Source organism: Microcoleus sp. B4-C1, from assembly GCF_036705285.1.
Taxonomy (GTDB): Bacteria; Cyanobacteriota; Cyanobacteriia; order Cyanobacteriales; family Microcoleaceae; genus Microcoleus.
The window spans coordinates 21,463-40,079 of the sequence record NZ_JAUBUC010000003.1; the positions used below are offsets into that span (position 1 = coordinate 21,463).

General features: G+C 44.3%; 13 protein-coding genes. 10 read left to right on the forward strand and 3 right to left on the reverse strand.

The window, feature by feature from the left end; all coding sequences use genetic code 11:
• Window positions 1-2: 2 nt before the first annotated feature.
• The 7 genes from QUB26_RS01755 (at window position 3) to QUB26_RS01785 (ending at window position 8,656) form a co-directional block, all read left to right on the forward strand.
• Window positions 3-197: a hypothetical protein gene (locus QUB26_RS01755; protein ID WP_333239438.1), complete on the forward strand. Its 195-nt coding sequence runs from the start codon at window positions 3-5 to the stop codon at window positions 195-197.
• Between the two features lie 146 nt (window positions 198-343).
• Window positions 344-652, forward strand: coding sequence for a hypothetical protein (locus tag QUB26_RS01760; RefSeq protein ID WP_333239436.1), 309 nt, complete (start codon window positions 344-346; stop codon window positions 650-652).
• Between the two features lie 153 nt (window positions 653-805).
• The gene (locus QUB26_RS01765) at window positions 806-3,214 is read left to right on the forward strand and encodes an EF-hand domain-containing protein (protein ID WP_333316302.1); all 2,409 of its coding nucleotides are present in this window, start codon (window positions 806-808) and stop codon (window positions 3,212-3,214) included.
• A 149-nt stretch (window positions 3,215-3,363) separates the two neighbouring features.
• Window positions 3,364-3,561 (forward strand): hypothetical protein, encoded by a 198-nt coding sequence (locus tag QUB26_RS01770; protein WP_333316303.1) that lies wholly within the window; start codon window positions 3,364-3,366, stop codon window positions 3,559-3,561.
• Window positions 3,554-5,962: an EcoAI/FtnUII family type I restriction enzme subunit R gene (gene hsdR / locus QUB26_RS01775; RefSeq protein ID WP_333316305.1), complete on the forward strand. Its 2,409-nt coding sequence runs from the start codon at window positions 3,554-3,556 to the stop codon at window positions 5,960-5,962. The genes QUB26_RS01770 and hsdR overlap by 8 nt, the downstream gene beginning before the upstream one ends.
• Window positions 5,959-7,401 carry a class I SAM-dependent DNA methyltransferase gene (locus QUB26_RS01780; RefSeq protein WP_333316307.1) on the forward strand — a complete coding sequence of 481 codons (1,443 nt, stop codon included), beginning with the start codon at window positions 5,959-5,961 and terminating at the stop codon, window positions 7,399-7,401. Before hsdR ends, QUB26_RS01780 begins: the two co-directional genes overlap by 4 nt.
• Window positions 7,385-8,656: a restriction endonuclease subunit S gene (locus tag QUB26_RS01785; protein ID WP_333316309.1), complete on the forward strand. Its 1,272-nt coding sequence runs from the start codon at window positions 7,385-7,387 to the stop codon at window positions 8,654-8,656. The genes QUB26_RS01780 and QUB26_RS01785 overlap by 17 nt, the downstream gene beginning before the upstream one ends.
• A 153-nt stretch (window positions 8,657-8,809) precedes the next feature.
• On the opposite strand, the gene QUB26_RS01790 is transcribed toward QUB26_RS01785, so the two are convergent.
• From QUB26_RS01790 to QUB26_RS01800, 3 genes are all read right to left on the reverse strand, one after another.
• Window positions 8,810-10,003 carry a glutathione S-transferase family protein gene (locus QUB26_RS01790; RefSeq protein WP_333316311.1) on the reverse strand — a complete coding sequence of 398 codons (1,194 nt, stop codon included), beginning with the start codon at window positions 10,001-10,003 and terminating at the stop codon, window positions 8,810-8,812.
• Window positions 10,004-10,238: 235 nt separating this feature from the next.
• Complete coding sequence (locus QUB26_RS01795) at window positions 10,239-11,120, reverse strand: tetratricopeptide repeat protein (RefSeq protein WP_445299582.1); 882 nt, start codon at window positions 11,118-11,120, stop codon at window positions 10,239-10,241.
• 366 nt (window positions 11,121-11,486) lie between these two features.
• Entirely contained in the window at window positions 11,487-14,738 is a 3,252-nt protein-coding gene (locus QUB26_RS01800; protein WP_333239420.1) for an ATP-binding protein, read from the reverse strand.
• 396 nt (window positions 14,739-15,134) lie between these two features.
• Here QUB26_RS01800 and QUB26_RS01805 point away from each other — a divergent pair, with 396 nt between their 5' ends.
• The 3 genes from QUB26_RS01805 (at window position 15,135) to kaiC (ending at window position 18,479) form a co-directional block, all read left to right on the forward strand.
• Window positions 15,135-16,070 (forward strand): circadian clock protein KaiA, encoded by a 936-nt coding sequence (locus QUB26_RS01805; RefSeq protein WP_333239418.1) that lies wholly within the window; start codon window positions 15,135-15,137, stop codon window positions 16,068-16,070.
• Between the two features lie 188 nt (window positions 16,071-16,258).
• Window positions 16,259-16,573 carry a circadian clock protein KaiB gene (gene kaiB, locus QUB26_RS01810; protein WP_006632119.1) on the forward strand — a complete coding sequence of 105 codons (315 nt, stop codon included), beginning with the start codon at window positions 16,259-16,261 and terminating at the stop codon, window positions 16,571-16,573.
• 343 nt (window positions 16,574-16,916) lie between these two features.
• Window positions 16,917-18,479 carry a circadian clock protein KaiC gene (gene kaiC, locus QUB26_RS01815; protein ID WP_333239415.1) on the forward strand — a complete coding sequence of 521 codons (1,563 nt, stop codon included), beginning with the start codon at window positions 16,917-16,919 and terminating at the stop codon, window positions 18,477-18,479.
• The last annotated feature ends 138 nt before the right edge of the window (window positions 18,480-18,617 follow it).

Sequence of the window (18,617 nt, forward strand, 5' to 3'; positions counted from 1 at the left end):
GTATGCTTTTGGTACGCGCGGCAGTAGATTTGATTTTGGATGAGATGGGAATTGCAGAATTTAACGCTGCACATCCAGGTTTAGAAGCAGCACCGGAAATATTTAAAAGAGACTTTGCTAGTCCGTTAGAGTCTCTATTTCGAGAAAATGAACAGTATCACTGTGCTGAAATTACGGTGTTTAGGAACGCGAATTAAATAACTTACAATTTTAATTGTTATTGTGGGATGGGCGTCCCGCCCGTCCTTTTTGGACGGGCAGGACGCCCATCCCACTTTCAAGAGTGGAAGTTATTTAATTCTCATTCCTTACAGAGTTTTTTGGTGCTAAGTCGTTTGCGGGAATGCACCAAAAGGACGATCGCAAACAATTGGTGCTTTTTGATGTGGAAACCGATCGCGCTATGGTTGTTCCCGATCGGTTTATTCAGGATTTTGGTAAATTAAATATTGCGCGAGTGATTTATCGCGGCAAACTGACAGGCAAGTTTATGGATGATATTCGCCACGGAAAATACGGTGTGGATGAATGTGTTGTGTGCAAGGGAGGCCGCAATGGTAATAATCTGTGGATGGTGAAGATTAAGACTGATGCGTATATGCAGAGATTGCAGGAAGCTTTTAAGGATGATTGGGAAAATTACTGGGAGTAATATCAAACTGATAGATTAACTGTTACAAGCCAAAGTGGGAGATATCGGCAACCCCCTTGGATTTGACAAGACCGTTGCGTAACTCATCAGGAATTAAAGTATATTGGTCGTAATCAATAGACAGCCAATAAAAAAATCAGGGAGGATTTAGTTATGACATCTGTGGAGCTTGAAAAAAAATCCATGACTGAAGAAGATGTGGCAAAGTTATGGGAAGCGTTCCAAGTATTTGACGCGGACGGGAGCGGTGCTATCTCATCAGAAGAACTGGGTCAAGTGATGCGATCGCTAGGCCAGAGTCCTAACGAAACCGAGCTGCGCGACATGATCAAGGAAGTGGACGTAGACTTGTCGGGCAGTATCGATTTTGAGGAATTCAAAATGCTGATGGTGTCCCAGCAAGGCGATCGCCAGAGTCGTCTCAAAATGGCATTTAGTGTATTTGATGAAAACGGTAGCGGTCAAATCACCAGAGACGAGCTGCACGGCGTGATGAGCCAGTTTGGGCTGACAGAGCAAGAGCTCGATGAGATCATCAAAGAGGTAGACAATGACGGCGATGCCTCAATTGACTTTAAGGAATTCTGCAAACTGGTACCGGATGAGTCAGAGCTCACAACCGGATATCAAGACTCGCCGGTTCCGATTGTCAGCACACAGACAACCGAGATTTCAGATAGTACAGCCGCTGCGATCGCAAGTACAGCAACTGCTATCAATGAGGCAGCTTCTGCCACTATTGAACCTAATCTACAAGAAGCACCCACCGATAGCAATCCAGAAATAGCGCGGCTAAAAGAACTACTCGCGCAACACCCACAAGCTGAGAGCAAGCGCGGTACCTCCCGCTTGCAGATGCAGATTGGTTTGTTTCGTCTGATCCAGGGAGCAGCCTACCGCAGTTTCCGCGAGAGTTTTTCCGCAAACCACGAGACTCACCTGCGCGTGAGAAACTTGCCCTACAGAATCGTTGATTTTGTGCAATTTGTCAGGTGTGCGATCGGGCTTTATAAAGGATTGGGTGTAGTAGAGTCGGCGTGCAACCCTTTACTGGATGCAGTAGTTAAATCGATCGAAGATGAATATGCCCGACTGCAAGATCGCATCAAAAACTGGAAGACTATAGAAAAAACTCCAGAAATGTTGGCAGAACAAAAAGCCATGTTGGAGGCGCGGGGTAAGTCTGCAACTGCCAAGGAAAAGTTTGCTGCAGGAGTCGAGTTTGCCATCACCATCAAGAAGAAAAGTCTCAACTTGCGCGACATCGCCGAGGGTGTGCTTGCCATCAACGAACTCAACCGATTGAGAAAAATGGAACTGAGTGAGGAAATGGCACCGCCACCAGCCAAATCTGAGGGAGATCCAAAAGAGTACCTGAAGAAGTGGAACCGCGTCATTCTCTCGGATGCTTCAGAGGAAATCGATGGTGCGATGATGCCAGTCGCCTATTGGTATGAAGACTTTATGCCGAAGCTGTTGGCTGCCTTCAGCGTCAGCACAGCAGCAGACATCCCCTTCAACACGGTGGCTGACGAAGTGGCTTTAAACCAGTGGTACGAAGCGACTAAAACGTCAGGGGAATTTGGGCGCTATGGGGCGGATGTTGTAGAAAGCTTTCCCAAATGCGCTCCAAAACAGAAGCTAATGCTCAAACAGGCATGGCGCTTGACGCACAACTACCTGAATGGGGTACAGAAACGGCGCGAACGCTTGGAGTTTGGGCGCGAGTCTGGCGAACTCTCGCAATATGTATCCTTCATTGACGTGTATATCGATCGCAGTGAAATAAAGAATTCACAAATGCGCGTCAGCTTCCCTTACTATATTGGCCCTGCGGTGTGGCGTTTCTTCCACACTACGGCTGAAATCGTCTCTACCAAGACCCCCCAACAGCAAAAAAGTCTGGTGGCCGTCTTCAAGGATTTCTTCAAGCTGTTTGCCACTATGTATCCCTGCCCCTACTGCCGCCACCACCTCAACGCCTACGTGGTGCAGAATAAAGAGGTGGAAATGTACCCTGTAGAGTACCTTGTACTTGGGCGTGACCCGCGTCTGAATAACTTTGAGGTATCAATGGAGGCGAAGTTGTCCACCGTAGTAGATGGCGATTCCCTGCGCTTATTCTTCTGGAAGCTGCACAACACTGTCTCCTCATCGATTGCGCGATCGGAAGAGTGGTATCACAAGGATGAGAAAGCATTCTACACCACTCGTTATTGGCCCAGCATTGACTCTGAGCTAGCACGAGCCAAGGCCCTCAAACACATTAGCATTGCCACCGATCGGATGTACCGGCTCTACGGTATGCTCAAGCCCGCGGCACGACTGACAGGCGTGAGAGCAACATTGCAAAAGCTGTTGGATAAGAGGGATGAGGAAGGCATTAAGGAGGCTTGCTTAGTTGCCCAAGATTACATCAAGGAGTTGGAGGAGGCGATCGTCACGGGACAATTCCTACAAGAGACATATTACTTTGACCCTGACCTTGTGGATCAAGCTCCCGTCTTTAGTCCTGAAGAAGAGGAGTTTGCTCGCAGCGGTGTGTTCGTAGAGGTTGCTTAGATATCAGTCCGTAAAAAGTTAAGTTGAAAAGCTTAACTTTTTACCGATCATAAAAAATTAGACAAATTAGGTGATTAACACTCTGAGTAGATTTATAGTAGAAGGAAGAAGGAAGAAGTCGATGTGAAAATGCAATTCCAGGCAATTGTTTGAGCGATCTAGAACGTCCTGACCCTCTTGGCGGTTGCCAGGGAGGTGACAATGCTAATAATTTTTTAGAGTTGCCTGTTAGTGGTAATGCCAATGTAATTGTTACGGGTGATTTGGATTTATTGGTATTAAATCCTTTTCAAGCAGTAGAAATTCTTCCTCCTATAGTTAAGATCGGTGACATAAAAGATGACTAATAAACGAGAGCTTTCAGAACAGGATATTTGTACACAGTATATTTTACCTGCTTTAGTTCGAGCGGGGTGGGATATTAGCAAGCAAGTCCGAGAACAGGTTTATTTTACTGATGGTCGAATTTATGTTAAAGGGAATCTAACCCAAAGGGGTAAGGGTAAAAAGGCTGATTACATTCTTTATTATAAACCGAATATACCGATTGCTGTTATTGAAGCTAAAAAAAATATTTATCCTCTTGGTGCTGGTATGCAGCAGGCTTTAAACTATGCAGATATTTTAGATTTACCAGTGGCTTTTAGTTCTAATGGGGATGGTTTTTTAGAGCATGATAAATCGGGCTTTTCTAGTTTGATTGAGCGAGAATTAAGCCTTGATAATTTTCCGAGTCCTGATGAGATTTGGCAAAAATACAAGAAATTCAAACAAATTGAAACGCCAGAAGCGGAAGAAATTGCTAGTTTTGATTACTTTTTTGATTCTCAAGGTCGCCAGCCGCGCTATTATCAGCAGATCGCGATTAATCGGACTGTAGAAGCGATCGCCAAAGGTCAGAATCGTTTACTATTGGTGATGGCAACTGGTTCGGGTAAGACTTACACGGCTTTCCAGATTATTTATCGGCTATGGAAAAATGGCATCAAAAAACGAATTTTATTTTTAGCCGATCGCACATCTTTAATTAGTCAAACCAAACGGGGAGATTTTAAGCATTTTAAAAATAAAATAACAGTGATTAAAAAGAAAGTAATTGACACCGCGTTTGAAATCTATTTATCCTTGTATCAGGGTTTGGTTAATTATGATGAAGATGCTGATGCTTATCGAGAATTTAGCCCAGATTTTTTTGATTTAGTTATAGTTGATGAATGTCATCGAGGTAGCGCCGCCGAGGATAGTAAATGGCGAGATATTTTAGAGTATTTTAGTTCGGCAACTCAAATCGGATTAACGGCAACCCCAAAGGAAACTAAGGAAGTTTCTAATATTGAATATTTTGCCGCTCCGATTTATACTTATTCTCTCAAACAAGGAATTGATGATGGTTTTCTCGCACCCTATAAGGTGATTCGAGTCGGTTTAAATGTTGATTTAGAAGGATATCGCCCCGAAGCGAGTAAGCTAGATAAATCAGGGGATTTAGTTGAGGATCGGATTTATAATCTTAAGGATTTTGACCGGAATTTAGTCATTGATGAAAGGACACAAGCTGTTGCCAAAAGAGTGATGGATTTTTTGCGACAAACAGATGTTTACTCAAAAACAATTATTTTTTGTGTTGATGTAGAACACGCGGAGAGAATGCGACAAGCTATTAGTAATGAAGCAGCAGATTTAGTCAGGGAAAATTATAAATATGTTATGCGAATTACTGGAGAAGATAAGGAAGGTAAACTGGAATTAGATAACTTTATTAATCCAGAAGAACGTTATCCGGTGATTGCGACAACTTCTAAGTTAATGACGACGGGGGTTGATGCTCAAACCTGTAAATTAATTGTACTGGATTCTAATATTCGTTCTATGACCGAATTTAAACAAATTATTGGACGTGGAACAAGAATTAATGAACAATTTGATAAGCGATTTTTCACGATTATGGATTTTAGAAATGTGACGGATCTGTTTTCGGATCGAGCATTTGATGGTGATCCGGTGATGATTAAGGAAATACGGGATGATGAGGAATTTACACCAGAGAATATTATCGGTGATCTGACAGGTGAAATTATTGATCAGGAGACGGGCGAAATAGTTGATTTTGACCAAAATAATGATATTCCTGAAAAGCTAAAACCCACAATTATTCCTGCTGGTGAAATTACTACAGAAAAACAGGGGAAAGTTTATATTGCTGGGGTAGATGTGACCATCTTGAATGAGCGGATTCAATATCTCGATGATAATGGGGATTTGGTGACAACAAGTTTAAAAGATTATACTAAACAAAACCTGCTGCGAGAATTTAGCAGTTTAGATGAATTTTTAGCCCGTTGGAATGAAGCGGATAAAAAAAGTGCTTTGATTGCAGAACTGCGAGAACATGATATTATTGTTGAGGATTTACAGAGGGATATTAAAAAAGATTTGGATTTATTCGATTTGATTTGTCATATTGCTTGGGATCGTCCCCCTTTAACTCGGAGGGAACGGGCAGAAAATGTCAGAAAACGAGATTATTTTACTAAATATGAGTCACAGGCACGAGCGGTGTTAGAGGCTCTTTTAGAAAAATATGCAACGGATGGGATCGAGAATATAGAGGAGCTTTCTGTGCTAAAATTAGAACCACTCAAGCAATTTGGCTCTCCAGGGGAGATCGTCAAACGATTTGGGGGTAAACCTCAATATGTTTCAGCTTTGCGGGAATTGATGTCTGAATTGTATCAAGTAGCAGCATGAAAAATCTGGGCGGTAATATTAAAAGTCTGCGTAATTTTATGCGGAGAGATCCGGGGGTGTCTGGCGATGGACAACGGATCGAGCAGTTGGGCTGGTTACTATTTCTCAAAATTCTTGATGCTAGTGATTCAGAGTTAGAATTGCTTAGGGATGATTTTGTTTCCCCTATTCCTGAAAGGTTGCGCTGGTGTAATTGGGCGGCGGATAAGGAAGGAATGACGGGGGATGAATTACGGAATTTTATCGATCAAGAATTGTTTCCCACTTTGAGATCCCTTGATATTAGCACCGGGAATAAACGGGCGATGATTGTCCGAGAGATTTTTGAGGGTACGAATAATTATATGAAAAATGGGACTATTATTCGTCAGGTGTTGAATAGTCTCAATGAAATTGATTTTGAAAGTTCGGAAGATCGTCATTTATTCGGTGATATTTACGAAACTATTTTGCGGGAACTTCAGACTGCGGGCGCTTATGGGGAGTTTTACACGCCTCGCGCTTTAACTGAATTTATGACAGAAATGGTTAATCCCCAGTTAGGAGAATTTGTACTCGATCCTGCTTGTGGTACGGGTGGTTTTTTGACCTGTGCGATTAATCATTTACGTCTGCAAGGCTTGGATGATGTACGGGATTTAGTAACATTGGAAAAAACGATTAAGGGGATGGAATTTAAGCCTTTACCCTTTATGTTAGCCGTGACAAATTTATTTCTCCATGAAATTGAAATTCCCAATATTGAATATACTGATAGTTTAAATCGGGAATATACTTCTATTGGTGATAAAGATCGGGTTGATGTAATATTAGCAAATCCACCTTTTGGGGCTTCGGTGACTGATGGGGTACAGGATAATTTTCCGATGAGTTATCGTACTACAGAAAGCGCAGATTTGTTTTTATTATTGATGGTGCGGTATTTGCATAATCGCGGACGGGCTGCTATTATTTTACCCGATGGATCGTTAACAGGGGATGGGGTAAAGGCGCGGATTCGTCAGCATTTATTAGAGTCTTGTAATCTGCATACTATTGTCCGTTTACCTAATTCGGTATTTCAACCTTATGCGTCTGTGGCGACAAATTTGTTATTTTTTACCAAAGGTAAACCGACTCAGGAAATCTGGTATTGGGAACATCAATTACCGTCAGGTGTGAAGGCGTATTCTAAGACGAAACCGATTAATAAGCATGAGTTTAAGTCGCTTAAGGAATGGTGGCATAAACGGGAGGAAAATCCGCAAGCATGGCGGGTAAGTTTTGAGGATTTAGAGAAAAATGGGTTTAATATAGATGTCAAAAATCCCCATGTTTCGGAAGTTGAAAGGGGTTATAGTTCGGTTGAGTTGTTGAAAATATTGCATGATTCTTTTAGAAAGAGTGATGAATTATTAGATAGTTTAAAACAAGAATTAATTAATGAAAAAATATCCTAAAAAAACAATTGGTGAACTCTGTAATATTATCAAAGGTGAAACAGGAATTGCCAGCGCAACCCCAGGAGAATATCCTCTTGTTGTAACTGCAAAAGAACGGAAAACATCAGCAACTTATCAATTCGATACCCAAGCTGTTTGTATTCCTCTTGTTTCCTCAAGTGGTCATGGTAAAAAAAGTCTTAAATATGTTCATTATCAGGAAGGTAAATTTGCTCTTGGTACAATTTTAGCAGCGGTTATTCCTAAAAATCATTATGAAATTTCTGCTGCTTTTTTACATCAATATTTATTCTTTTATAAAGAAACAAAAATAGTTCCTTTAATGAAAGGTGCTGCAAATGTCTCTTTGGCAGTAAAAGATATTGCAAAAATAGAAGTACCGCTTCCTCCAATTAATCAGCAAAAAGACTTTATTATTTTTTTTAATAAACTTCAAAAATTTAATCAGGAATTAATTAGAGAGTTTGATAATCAACAAAAATATATTTATCAACTAAAACAGGCGATTTTACAAGAAGCTATTTCTGGTCAATTAACAGCAGAATGGCGTAAACAAAACCCAATTCAAAAAGGTAATCCCGACACCGATGCAGCCGCACTCCTCGCCAAAATCAAAGCGGAAAAACAACAATTAATAGCTGATGGAAAACTCAAAAAAGAAAAACCACTCCCCGAAATTTTACCCGATGAAATCCCGTTTTCTTTACCTGATAGTTGGGTTTGGTGTCGTTTGGGGAAATGTTCTTTAAATAGAGATGATAACCGTCAGCCAATTTCCCGTGACGAAAGATTAAATAAAGAGAAAATCTTTCCTTACTATGGAGCATCAGGAATTATTGATAAAATTGATGGTTTTACTCATGAAGGAATAAATTTATTGATTGGTGAAGATGGAGCAAACCTTATATCTAGATCAACACCTATCGCTTTTGTTGCAGACGGCAAATATTGGGTTAATAATCATGCTCATGTAATAGGTTTTACGGATATTAGTATTTTGCATTTTATAAAACATCACATCAACGCTATAGACTTGAAACCATATGTTACAGGTGGATTTCAACCAAAGTTAACCCAAGGAAATTTAAGTAGTATTATTATCGCTCTTCCCCCCCTCGCAGAACAAAAAGCAATAGTTGAAAAAGTAGATTATTTAATGAAAATAATAGACCAACTAGAAGCACAAATCAAACACCGAAAACAACTAGCAGAAGACCTAATGCAAACAGTGTTAAGAGAAGCATTTGAATAGACCGCCAACTGTTACCCAAAAATACATCTTCAATAATCGTATTCTCAAGCAAAATTGACTCTATTATCTTGTGCTTGGATGCGATCGCGCTGGCAAAAGTAATCACTAACCATGCTACCAAAAGTTAATTTAACACGCGATCGCCCTAGAATCCTATACAAAATTAGCCGGATCTTGATCTCGCCGATGCTTCAGCAGAATCGGAGAACCTTGGCCATCACCCACCAAAGCCGCCGTTTCCTCCAACGCTTCCCTCAATCGCTTGGCCGCGTAGATGGACATATCACGGGGCACATTCACCCGATCGCGCAAATACCGCAAAGCCGCATCAGAACCAGCCGGCGGCATACAAACTTCGCCAGTCATCATCAAAGTTAAAGCACAACGCAAAGCCTCATCAAATAAGTTGTCATCAGCAGGATTGACTCGAACGATGTTGCGCTGGTGCTTAATGACGCGATGAAGTGCTTCAGCGCGGGAGGTTTCCGGTTCTGGATACATCACATCCGGCAGTCCAGCCCAAGGCCCATTATCCACGCGGGCTTTATTGACTAGCATCTGAGGTTCGCCGTTTTCATAACACCCGCCCATCTGAGGCGGTAAATCGTGGACGTGGGTGTGAAAGTCGCTCTGAGTGCCGCGATAGGTAGGGCGGCTTTCCATCGCCGCAAACCAGTCAGCAAAGCGGGGATTTTCTTCCCGCATTGAGTAGCCTTTGTAGTAGTAAAGACTGGCATTCATGCGTTCGACGTAGGGCGTAAAGATGACATCCGCAGTGCCAAATTCATCGAGGAAATAAGGCCCCGGAGTGCTAGCCAGAGCTTTTTCTACTTGGGCGACGACGCTGATAAATTGGTTGCGGTTGTGTTGTTCTACTTTGGCTGAAGTTGCTGGGTAGCACAGCCAAGAACACCAGGCCCTAAATAGCAGTCGCTCTAACCGCCGCAGGGGTATTACTGCGGGGTTTTCCATGCCCAAACCCAAGGGGCCATAGACTCGTTCGAGGGCGATTAAGATGTCATCGCTTTCGGTGATGATGCGGCCGTCTAGTTCGATCGCCGGTAGCATTCCCGATGGCACTTTGCGCTTGTACCAGCTTTCCTTTTCCCCATAGCAGAACATTGTAACTTTGTCAATACGGTAGGGGATTTGTTTTTCTTCCAGCCACAGCCAGATTTTTTGGCAGTAGGGACACCACGCATGGTTATCGCGGTACAGGGTGACTCGCACATCGGATTCGGTTTTACCAAAGAGGCGCAACCGGGCTTGGGCGTTGGTGGGGCCGTTTGTGCGATCGACTTCAAAGTCTGTGAGGGCTTCTAATTCTGTCCAGCTTAGGGGGGTCATGGGATTTTAGATTTTAGATTTTAGATTTTAGATTGGAGAATTGAAGACAGCAATTGCTTCGTGGCAATAATAGAACTTACGCACCAACTCTATCTGTAGGGTGCGCTGTGCGCGCACCTTACCCCTACCGATAGCGCATTCAACTATTTTTTGGTCTTAGTTCTGAATAAGATAGTTGGTTATCAGTTAAAAAAGGCTTTGAGGACTCAAGTCCTCACTACAAACTTAACTACAATTAAGGCGAGAGTTGGGGAGGGGGTGGGGCGTCTTGAATTTTAGCCAGTGCTGCTTTCATTTCAGGAGTGGCTAGCAACTTTTGCGTATCTGCGATTAAACGATCGCCCCAGAGGTTTTCTTTGAGATATTCTACGGTAGCATAGCGTTGGTCTAGTTTCAGAGCTGCTTCTCCCATCGCTAAGCCTTTTTCTTTGTCACCTTTGGTGTAGAATGCTACTGCTAGAGCTAGCATTGCTTCGGCTGCTTTGTCGTCGATCACGATCGCTTCTTGCCAGCGTTTGATGGCGCTATCAACATCCCCCATTTCGTATTTGACTAATCCGATATTGTTGACAGCAGGCCAAAGATTTTTTTCTAAAGCAAAGGCTTTTTCGTATTGGGCGATCGCCTGATCGAACCGCTTCAGCTTATAAAAAGCATTGCCTAAATCAAATAATGCACCTGGAGTGTCTGGTTTGAGTTTTAATCCTGCTTGCAAATATTCGGCTGCTTTCTCGTAGTTCGCTTTCCGAAAGTAAGCTTCTCCCAAGACAAATTTAATTGAGGGATTTTCTGGCGACAGAGATTGAGCTTGTCCCAAAGCTTCAATGCCTTTGTCAAACTCCTCGACTTGAAGGTACAAGCTACCTAACAAAGTCCAAGTTTGAGCATTTTTGGGGGCTAACTGTGTGGCGAGTTCGGCTCTGGGTACCGCTAGTTGGTACTGCTGGAGTCTGGCTAGCTGGACGGCTTCTTCTGCAAGGCTCAAGGCCGTTTGTTCGAGTTGGGCCGAGTCGATTTGCAGGGTGTAAGGCAGGAGGGCCTGTGCAACAGCAGGCTCGGGCATTGCCCCCAAACCGAGTGCGAGTAGCAGAGATATTAAAGGAATGCGATTAGGCACTGTACAGCCCCAGAAAAAAATATAAGGGTTTCTCGATCGCCTATAATAACTCATATTTTTGAGTTTTGATATTGCTTCTTGACTCGCAACACTTTTTGGTTTTCATTTAAATACTTCTCAAATTATGTTTACATTCTGGATTGTCGTTTTTATTCACTGTTTTAGACACGACTGATTACCTCACTGCAAATAGGCACAATTATGAGTGATTAGCAACTTAAATGAGTCCATAAATAACGCTTCGCGGTTTATATTTTAAAACTTAAAAAATCCTTTTTTTTGTCCTAAATACTCTTTTGTTTTTACTGGTTATAAAGGAGTAAATTATTCAATCTAAACCTGGTAAATCCTTCATTTTCAAAAATTTTAGTGAGTTAATAAAGTCTGTTGAATTTTGTCTAACAATTGTGCTGCCGACAAGGAAGAAGGCAAAATTTTGGCAGATACTTCTTGCAGTAGAAAGTCGATCGCCTCGGATTCCGAATTTACAGCCGATCGATAATCCCAGACTAAAATTGGCAGTTTTACTGCCATTTGCCGCAGGTTCGAGAGCGCCTGCAGCATAGCGGGGGATTCTGAGGGGGCATCTCGCAAACACAGCAAAACTAAGTCAACGCTTTGATATTGCAACTGCTGCAAAACTTCTGTCCAACAGGGAGCGATCGACCCTCGAAATCCTGCGGTGTGGATGTACTGAATCAAAGCTTGAAAGTTGGGAGTAGAAAACTGGGAATTGGGGAGGGGAATCTCGGCCGCGGTCGATCGATCGCAATGCTCCAATTCTCCCGTCGGGTTCCCCCCAGAAGAGGAGTGCAAATCGGGTAAAGTCGAAATGTCAGCAAATAAAATGCTGGGCTTCCAACTCATGCCCGCAGCAACTTGAATCACTTGCCACAAAGCACTTGGCATTAACCCGGTTGGTGAAGTTTCACTGTCGTCGGGACTGCTAGTGGCTAAACAGGGAAATACGGACAATCCTTTGACTTGATTTGCCAGTTGTGTAGTTCGGGAGTCTAAAGTCACCAAGGGGAGAGAACCCAAATTTCGAGACCGACTTAACTGTTCGATAAAAGCTAAGGGGTTTTGCAGTTGACTTGTACCGTCTAAGACGATCGCATCGGGCCGCCAAATTCTGGCCACGAGTTCTGCTTGGCCGAGGTCGTCTGCTTCTAAAACCCGGCAGTAGTTGGGGTTGAGCAGTAAAGCGGAACCTTGAGACGAACTGTTTTGCGGGCTGAGCCACAACACGGTTAAAGAACTCTTCACTTTGCCTGTACAGGCATTACTGTGGCCGATCAAGTCTGTCAGCAGCCGCCGCAAAGCGGGTTCTTCCACCGGCAAGCTTAAAAAGCCTTCAGCCCTGTTGACACTGGCCCGTTCTTTTTCGCCTCTGGTGGCCGTGACGATCGCCGGAATCGATCGGGTATCCGGGTCACTCTTGAGCAGCGTCAGCACGTCCCAACCCGACAGCAGTGGCAGCAGCGGGTTGAGGAAAATCGCTTCGGGACTGAACCTGCGAGCTTTTTCCAGCGCTTCGGTGCCGGAACGGGCGACTATTACTTGGTAGCCCAAACCTGAGATGACGTTGGTTAAATCTTCGATATATTTGGGAACGGCTTCGACTATTAATACTAAACGAGAGCGAGAATTGGCGATCGGAGTCGGATATGGGGGTTTTAATAATTCTTCCTCCTCGGTGGCTTCCTGTGCCGGGATTTCTTGGCTGCTGTTTCCCGGAGGATTTGGTGGCAGCAACAGGGTAAATTGAGAGCCTTGGTTTTCTGAGGAAATAAACGAAACGTCCCCGCCGTGGAGCCGAGCTAGGCGTTGAGTCAGTACCAGTCCCAGTCCGGTTCCTTGAAAGCGCCTGGTGAGGGGGCTTTCTAGCTGTTGGAATTTCTGAAAGATCAGGTGCTGTTTGTCGGCGGGGATCCCGATGCCAGTGTCCCAAACTGTGAATGCGATCCAGCCTTCCCAAACATTTACTTTCAATCCGATTTTGCCACCGATTTCTGTGAATTTTAGGGCGTTGGAAAGGAGGTTAACTAGCATTTGCCGCAGCCGCAGTTCGTCGGCAATTAAGTGGCTCAGTCCCGGTTCTATTTCGAGTGTAAATTCTATTTGGGCGGATGGTTCTGCGTTGGCTGTACCGTCCGTTTTGCTGGGGGCGGGAGGGTTTTTTTCTTCTTGCTGTTGCAGTTGTTTTGCTTGTTCAAAGGCTCTTTGGCAGGTTGATGCTATTTCCACTGCTTCGGGAATTAGTTCTAGCTGCCCGGTTTCCATCCGGGTCAAGTCTAAAATGTCGTTAACTATTGTCATCAAATGCCGCCCGCTTTTATGGATTAGTTTGGCGTAGCGTGTTTGGCGATCGTTGAGTTCTCCGATCAATTTATCTTTGAGGAGGCTGGACAAACCGAGGACGGCGGTGAGCGGGGTTTTTAGTTCGTGGCTGATGCAGGATAAAAATTCGTCTTTTAGTCGGTTGAGGTGGATTAAATCTGCGTTTTTCGCTGCTAGTTCTTTGGCGACTAAATGTTCTTCGGTGACATCTTGTCCCATTACTAAAATTAGCTTGTCTGAGAGCGGCTGTTTGACAAATTGCCAGATCCGTTCTTGACCTTTTTGTACGGGGCACTCGCAAATGTAGGTGTCTGGTTTGCCGGCCATGGGACACCAAGCTGGAGCGGTTAATGTTGAGGGGGAGGCGGCAGCGTACAGGGGCAGCGGGCAACTGGTGGCTGCGGTTGAATCACGCGCGGCGAAGCTATCCCGCAGGGAATCGCCCGATCTACTTGCTCCTACTAGGCTCCTGCAGTCAGTGGTGATGCCCTCTAACTGCACGCTCTTGTATTCGCTTGTTAAATGGCTTGGTTTGCGGGGCGAGTGTTTACCCAAATTTGCTGCTGGTTCTGGAACTGGTTCTGGGCCTGCTCCCAGCAACATCCGCCACGCTGCGTTTTGGCTGACTATTTGTGCGGTAGGGGTTTGCAATCTCAGGGGCAGGGGCAGTTTTTCCAACAGTTCAACTAGGGAGTTCAGGTTTTCCGAAGGTTTCAATCCTGCTTCTAAAAAGCGCACTTGAGCGTTTAGGGCTGTGGCGATGGCTTCGGAAACCGGTTTTAATTCGATTTCTTTGACGGCTTTTGCCTGCTCTGTGAGGCTGCAGAGCGAGCTGCTGTTGAGTGCGGCGAATTGCAGCAGGCTCAGGCTGTCTAGCATTCCTAAGAATTGACCACTGGCATCTGTGAGGGCGATCGGGCTGTTTGAGGAAATGCCGGCGGTTTGGCGGTTTGACCGGGCTGGGGTGTTTTGTTCTTCTGTTTGCAGGTACTCCCAGAATTCCCTGACGCTCATAGTGGCGGGTAATGCTCTGACTGGCTCGATCGCGATCGAGCTTTCTGACAAAGGTTGCTGCCCGTCGTTTGTGCGATCGGCTCCCCAAGTCCAAAGGCTGCGGAGGTACACTAATCCCAGCGGCTGTAACTGTTCGTTGACTACTGCGACTCGATCGCAGTTGCAGGAGCTGAAAATTGACTGCAGCGATTCTAGCGCACCCGTTTGGAGGCACAGCGGCACTGGCTCGATAAAATTTTTGAGACTGGGGGTGGTGACTGGCATAACAAACCTGAGAGTCTGCTCGCGAGAGCAGTAATATTTTTGATGCTCAATGTAGCTGCGAATTTCTGTATCTTATTTGTTTTATATCAGTTCGCTATCAGGCTCGGTATCTGCACCGAGACCGGGGAGTTCGATGCCTACGCCTGATTTGAGGCGACTAGCAATTATTTTAAGGCTTAAGCTTAATTGCAGAAATCACGCTCAGGGTGCTTGACACAAAAACCACGGAGTACACTTTGATTCTTCCTCTGGTAGAAGCGCATCACTTATTTTGCGGTTAAGATTGGTTAAAATAAATGTTGAGATGATTGTTAAAATGTTAAGTTTTTTGTAAAGGAGATATCAACTCTGAGCGATCCAGCACTTTCAGGCAACTTAGGTGGTGCACCTACAGCTTTGCTTCCTCAACTTTCTATCGGTATTTTTGTCCGCTCTGAGGAAATTGCAGCCTCTGCGATCGAGCTTTTGAGAGGCGAACGCTATACTTTAACGCACATTAAGTCGGCAGTGGAGCTTTTGGGGTTCCTTAAACACAATTATCACCTTGATTGTTTGGTTTTGGAGGTGGATGGGGATCTGCGATCGCTTCTGGGGAAGCTGCAAGAACGATCGCTCTTTTTGCCTGCTGTGATTTTTTCGCCTCACGCGCAGGTAGATGGCAAGCCCGAAGCACCATATTCAGAGGGTTTTGAGGCCGCAGCCAGTACCGCCAACCAGAGTCAAGACGAAAGCTGTGCTTTTTTTTATCACCCTGCTGAGGTGCAACTGGCAATCGCTCGATCGAGCTCCATAGCTGCCGGTATCGATCGGGCGATCGCACAATTTCTGAAACTTTCAACTCCGGTTCCTGTCAATTACCAATCCGTAAAGATCGATGCGACAGCCCAATTGACTGCTCAAAGTTTGCTCAGCCGACAGCAGCGGCGGCTGGCGGAAAAATTACGGGAGCGATTAGGATACTTAGGTGTGTATTATAAAAGAAATTCCCAGATTTTTTTGAGAAATCTGTCGGCAACCGAGAAGCAAAAGTTTTTGGAGCAACTCAAGTCAAGTTATCGCGACATCGTTTTGAATTATTTTTCTCAAGATGCTGCGGTCAACAATCAAATAGATGAATTTGTGAATTTGGCTTTTTTTGCTGACGTTCCCGTGACTCAAGTTGTAGAAATTCACATGGAATTGATGGACGAGTTTGCTAAACAGCTAAAATTAGAAGGGCGTAGCGAGGAAATATTGCTTGATTACCGTTTGACCCTGATTGACGCGATCGCTCATATGTGCGAGATGTATCGGCGATCGATTCCGAAAGAGACCTCTCAAGGTAGAATGTAGAAGGGATTCGGCATAATTTAAGAAATAAAAGGTAGAAGGGAGAATCTAACAAAAAAGAAAGGAGCCGACCAACAGCCGCGCGAGCGCGAGGCGGAAATTATTATAAAATAACAAAGAACAGCGGATTTAAGACAAATAACAACTACAACTAACATCTGACAACTAATACTCAACATTTAAAAAAGTTCATGAGTCCTCTGAAGAAAACCTACGTTCTGAAGCTGTACGTTGCGGGGAATACTCCCAACTCTGTGCGAGCTTTGAAAACCCTAAAGGACATCCTAGAACAAGAATTTCAAGGCGTCTACGCGCTGAAAGTCATAGATGTTCTCAAAAACCCTCAGCTAGCAGAAGAGGACAAAATATTGGCAACCCCAACGCTGGCCAAAATCCTGCCGCCGCCGGTGCGAAAAATTATTGGCGATTTGTCCGATCGTGAGAAAGTTCTGATAGGATTAGATTTGCTCTATGAAGAACTTCGCGAAGAAGACCTGAATTCATAAGATAATCAGGTAAGAGTCAGTCGATTTTAGATTTGAGACTTCGGTTGGGCGTGAAACGTTCGGCGAGCGCGATCTTCGAAGCGTCGAGTCGCGCGTCGAACGATTTTAGATTTGAGATTTACTCCACAGATGAATCTGGGATGTGGAACAAAAGTCTAAAATTTTTATCTTTCCACGACAGGAGTACGTGGCACGGTATCGGTTTTTGGGCGGGGTCATTAGTCAGCAGTCAGCAGTCATTAGTTATTGAGCAAGAGCCAAAACTAAAAGCTGGGTACAAAGACTCATGATCGGCGGTTAATGAGTGACAACTAAAGAATACTGAGAGTTGACAAAAATCGACATGAATGAAATTAGTCAAACGGTTAAACGGGAAGGATTGGTAACGGCAGGAGTTGAAAAAATTCGCACGATGATTGAGGGTTTTGATGACATCAGTCATGGCGGAATGCCCATCGGCAGAACCACCCTAGTCAGCGGCACATCAGGAACGGGAAAAACTTTATTTGCCGTACAATTTCTCTATAATGGAATTACCCATTTTGACGAACCTGGAGTTTTCGTAACTTTTGAAGAATCTCCGACAGATATTATTAAAAATGCTTGCAGTTTCGGTTGGGATCTGGCACAATTAATCGAGGAAGGTAAGCTATTTATTTTGGACGCTTCCCCCGATCCAGAAGGTCAAGATATCGTAGGAAATTTTGATTTATCAGCCTTAATCGAGCGAATTCAGTACGCCATTCGCAAGTACAAAGCCAAGCGGGTTTCTATAGATTCTGTTACCGCCGTATTTCAGCAGTACGATGCTGCATCGGTGGTGCGCCGAGAAATTTTTCGCTTAGTTGCGCGCCTCAAACAAGTTGGAGCAACTACAGTTATGACGACGGAACGGGTGGAAGAATACGGCCCGGTGGCTCGGTTTGGAGTGGAAGAGTTTGTGTCGGATAATGTGGTGATTGTTCGCAACGTATTGGAAGGAGAACGCCGCCGCCGCACCATCGAAATTTTGAAGTTGCGGGGTACAACTCACATGAAGGGCGAATATCCTTTTACTATGACTAATGACGGAATTAATATTTTCCCATTAGGGGCGATGCGATTAACTCAAAAGTCTTCCAACGTGCGGGTTTCTTCGGGCGATAAAACTCTCGACGAGATGTGCGGTGGCGGCTTCTTCAAAGACTCGATTATTTTGGCTACGGGTGCAACGGGAACCGGCAAAACGCTGTTGGTGAGCAAGTTCTTGCAGAATGCTTGTATGAACGGCAATCGGGCGCTGCTGTTTGCCTATGAAGAGTCGCGGGCTCAGTTGTTCCGCAATGCTTATTCTTGGGGCATTGATTTTGAGGAAATGGAACAGAAAGGACTGCTGAAGCTGCTGTGTACTTACCCGGAATCTGCTGGTTTGGAAGACCACTTGCAGACTATTAAATCAGAAATTGCGGAGTTCAAACCTTCTCGAATTGCTATAGACTCGCTGTCGGCCTTAGCTAGGGGTGTCAGCAATAATGCTTTCAGGCAATTTGTGATCGGAGTGACAGGTTTTGCGAAGCAGGAAGAAATAACAGGCTTTTTTACGAATACAAGCGACCAGTTTATGGGTTCTAATTCGATTACGGACTCCCATATTTCTACGATTACTGACACGATTATTATGCTGCAGTATGTAGAGATTCGAGGAGAAATGTCGCGGGCAATTAATGTGTTTAAGATGCGCGGTTCCTGGCACGATAAAGGAATTCGGGAATACACAATTACTGAGAGAGGCCCACAAATTAAAGATTCGTTCCGTGGTTACGAACGGATTATCAGCGGTTCTCCGACTCGGATTACGATTAATGAAAAGAGTGAGCTATCGCGGATTCTCCAGGGTGTTCAAGGTCAAGACGATGAGGATATTTGAGAGTTCGCAGTGATTGGCCGTTAAAAGTAGGTTGGGTTGAGCTAGGAAACCCAACTTTTTTAATCTGAGGAGTTTGTGAACATTTATAGCAACCGCGACAATGTTTGGGAGGTTCTTAATTGCTGAAATAGGAGCTTT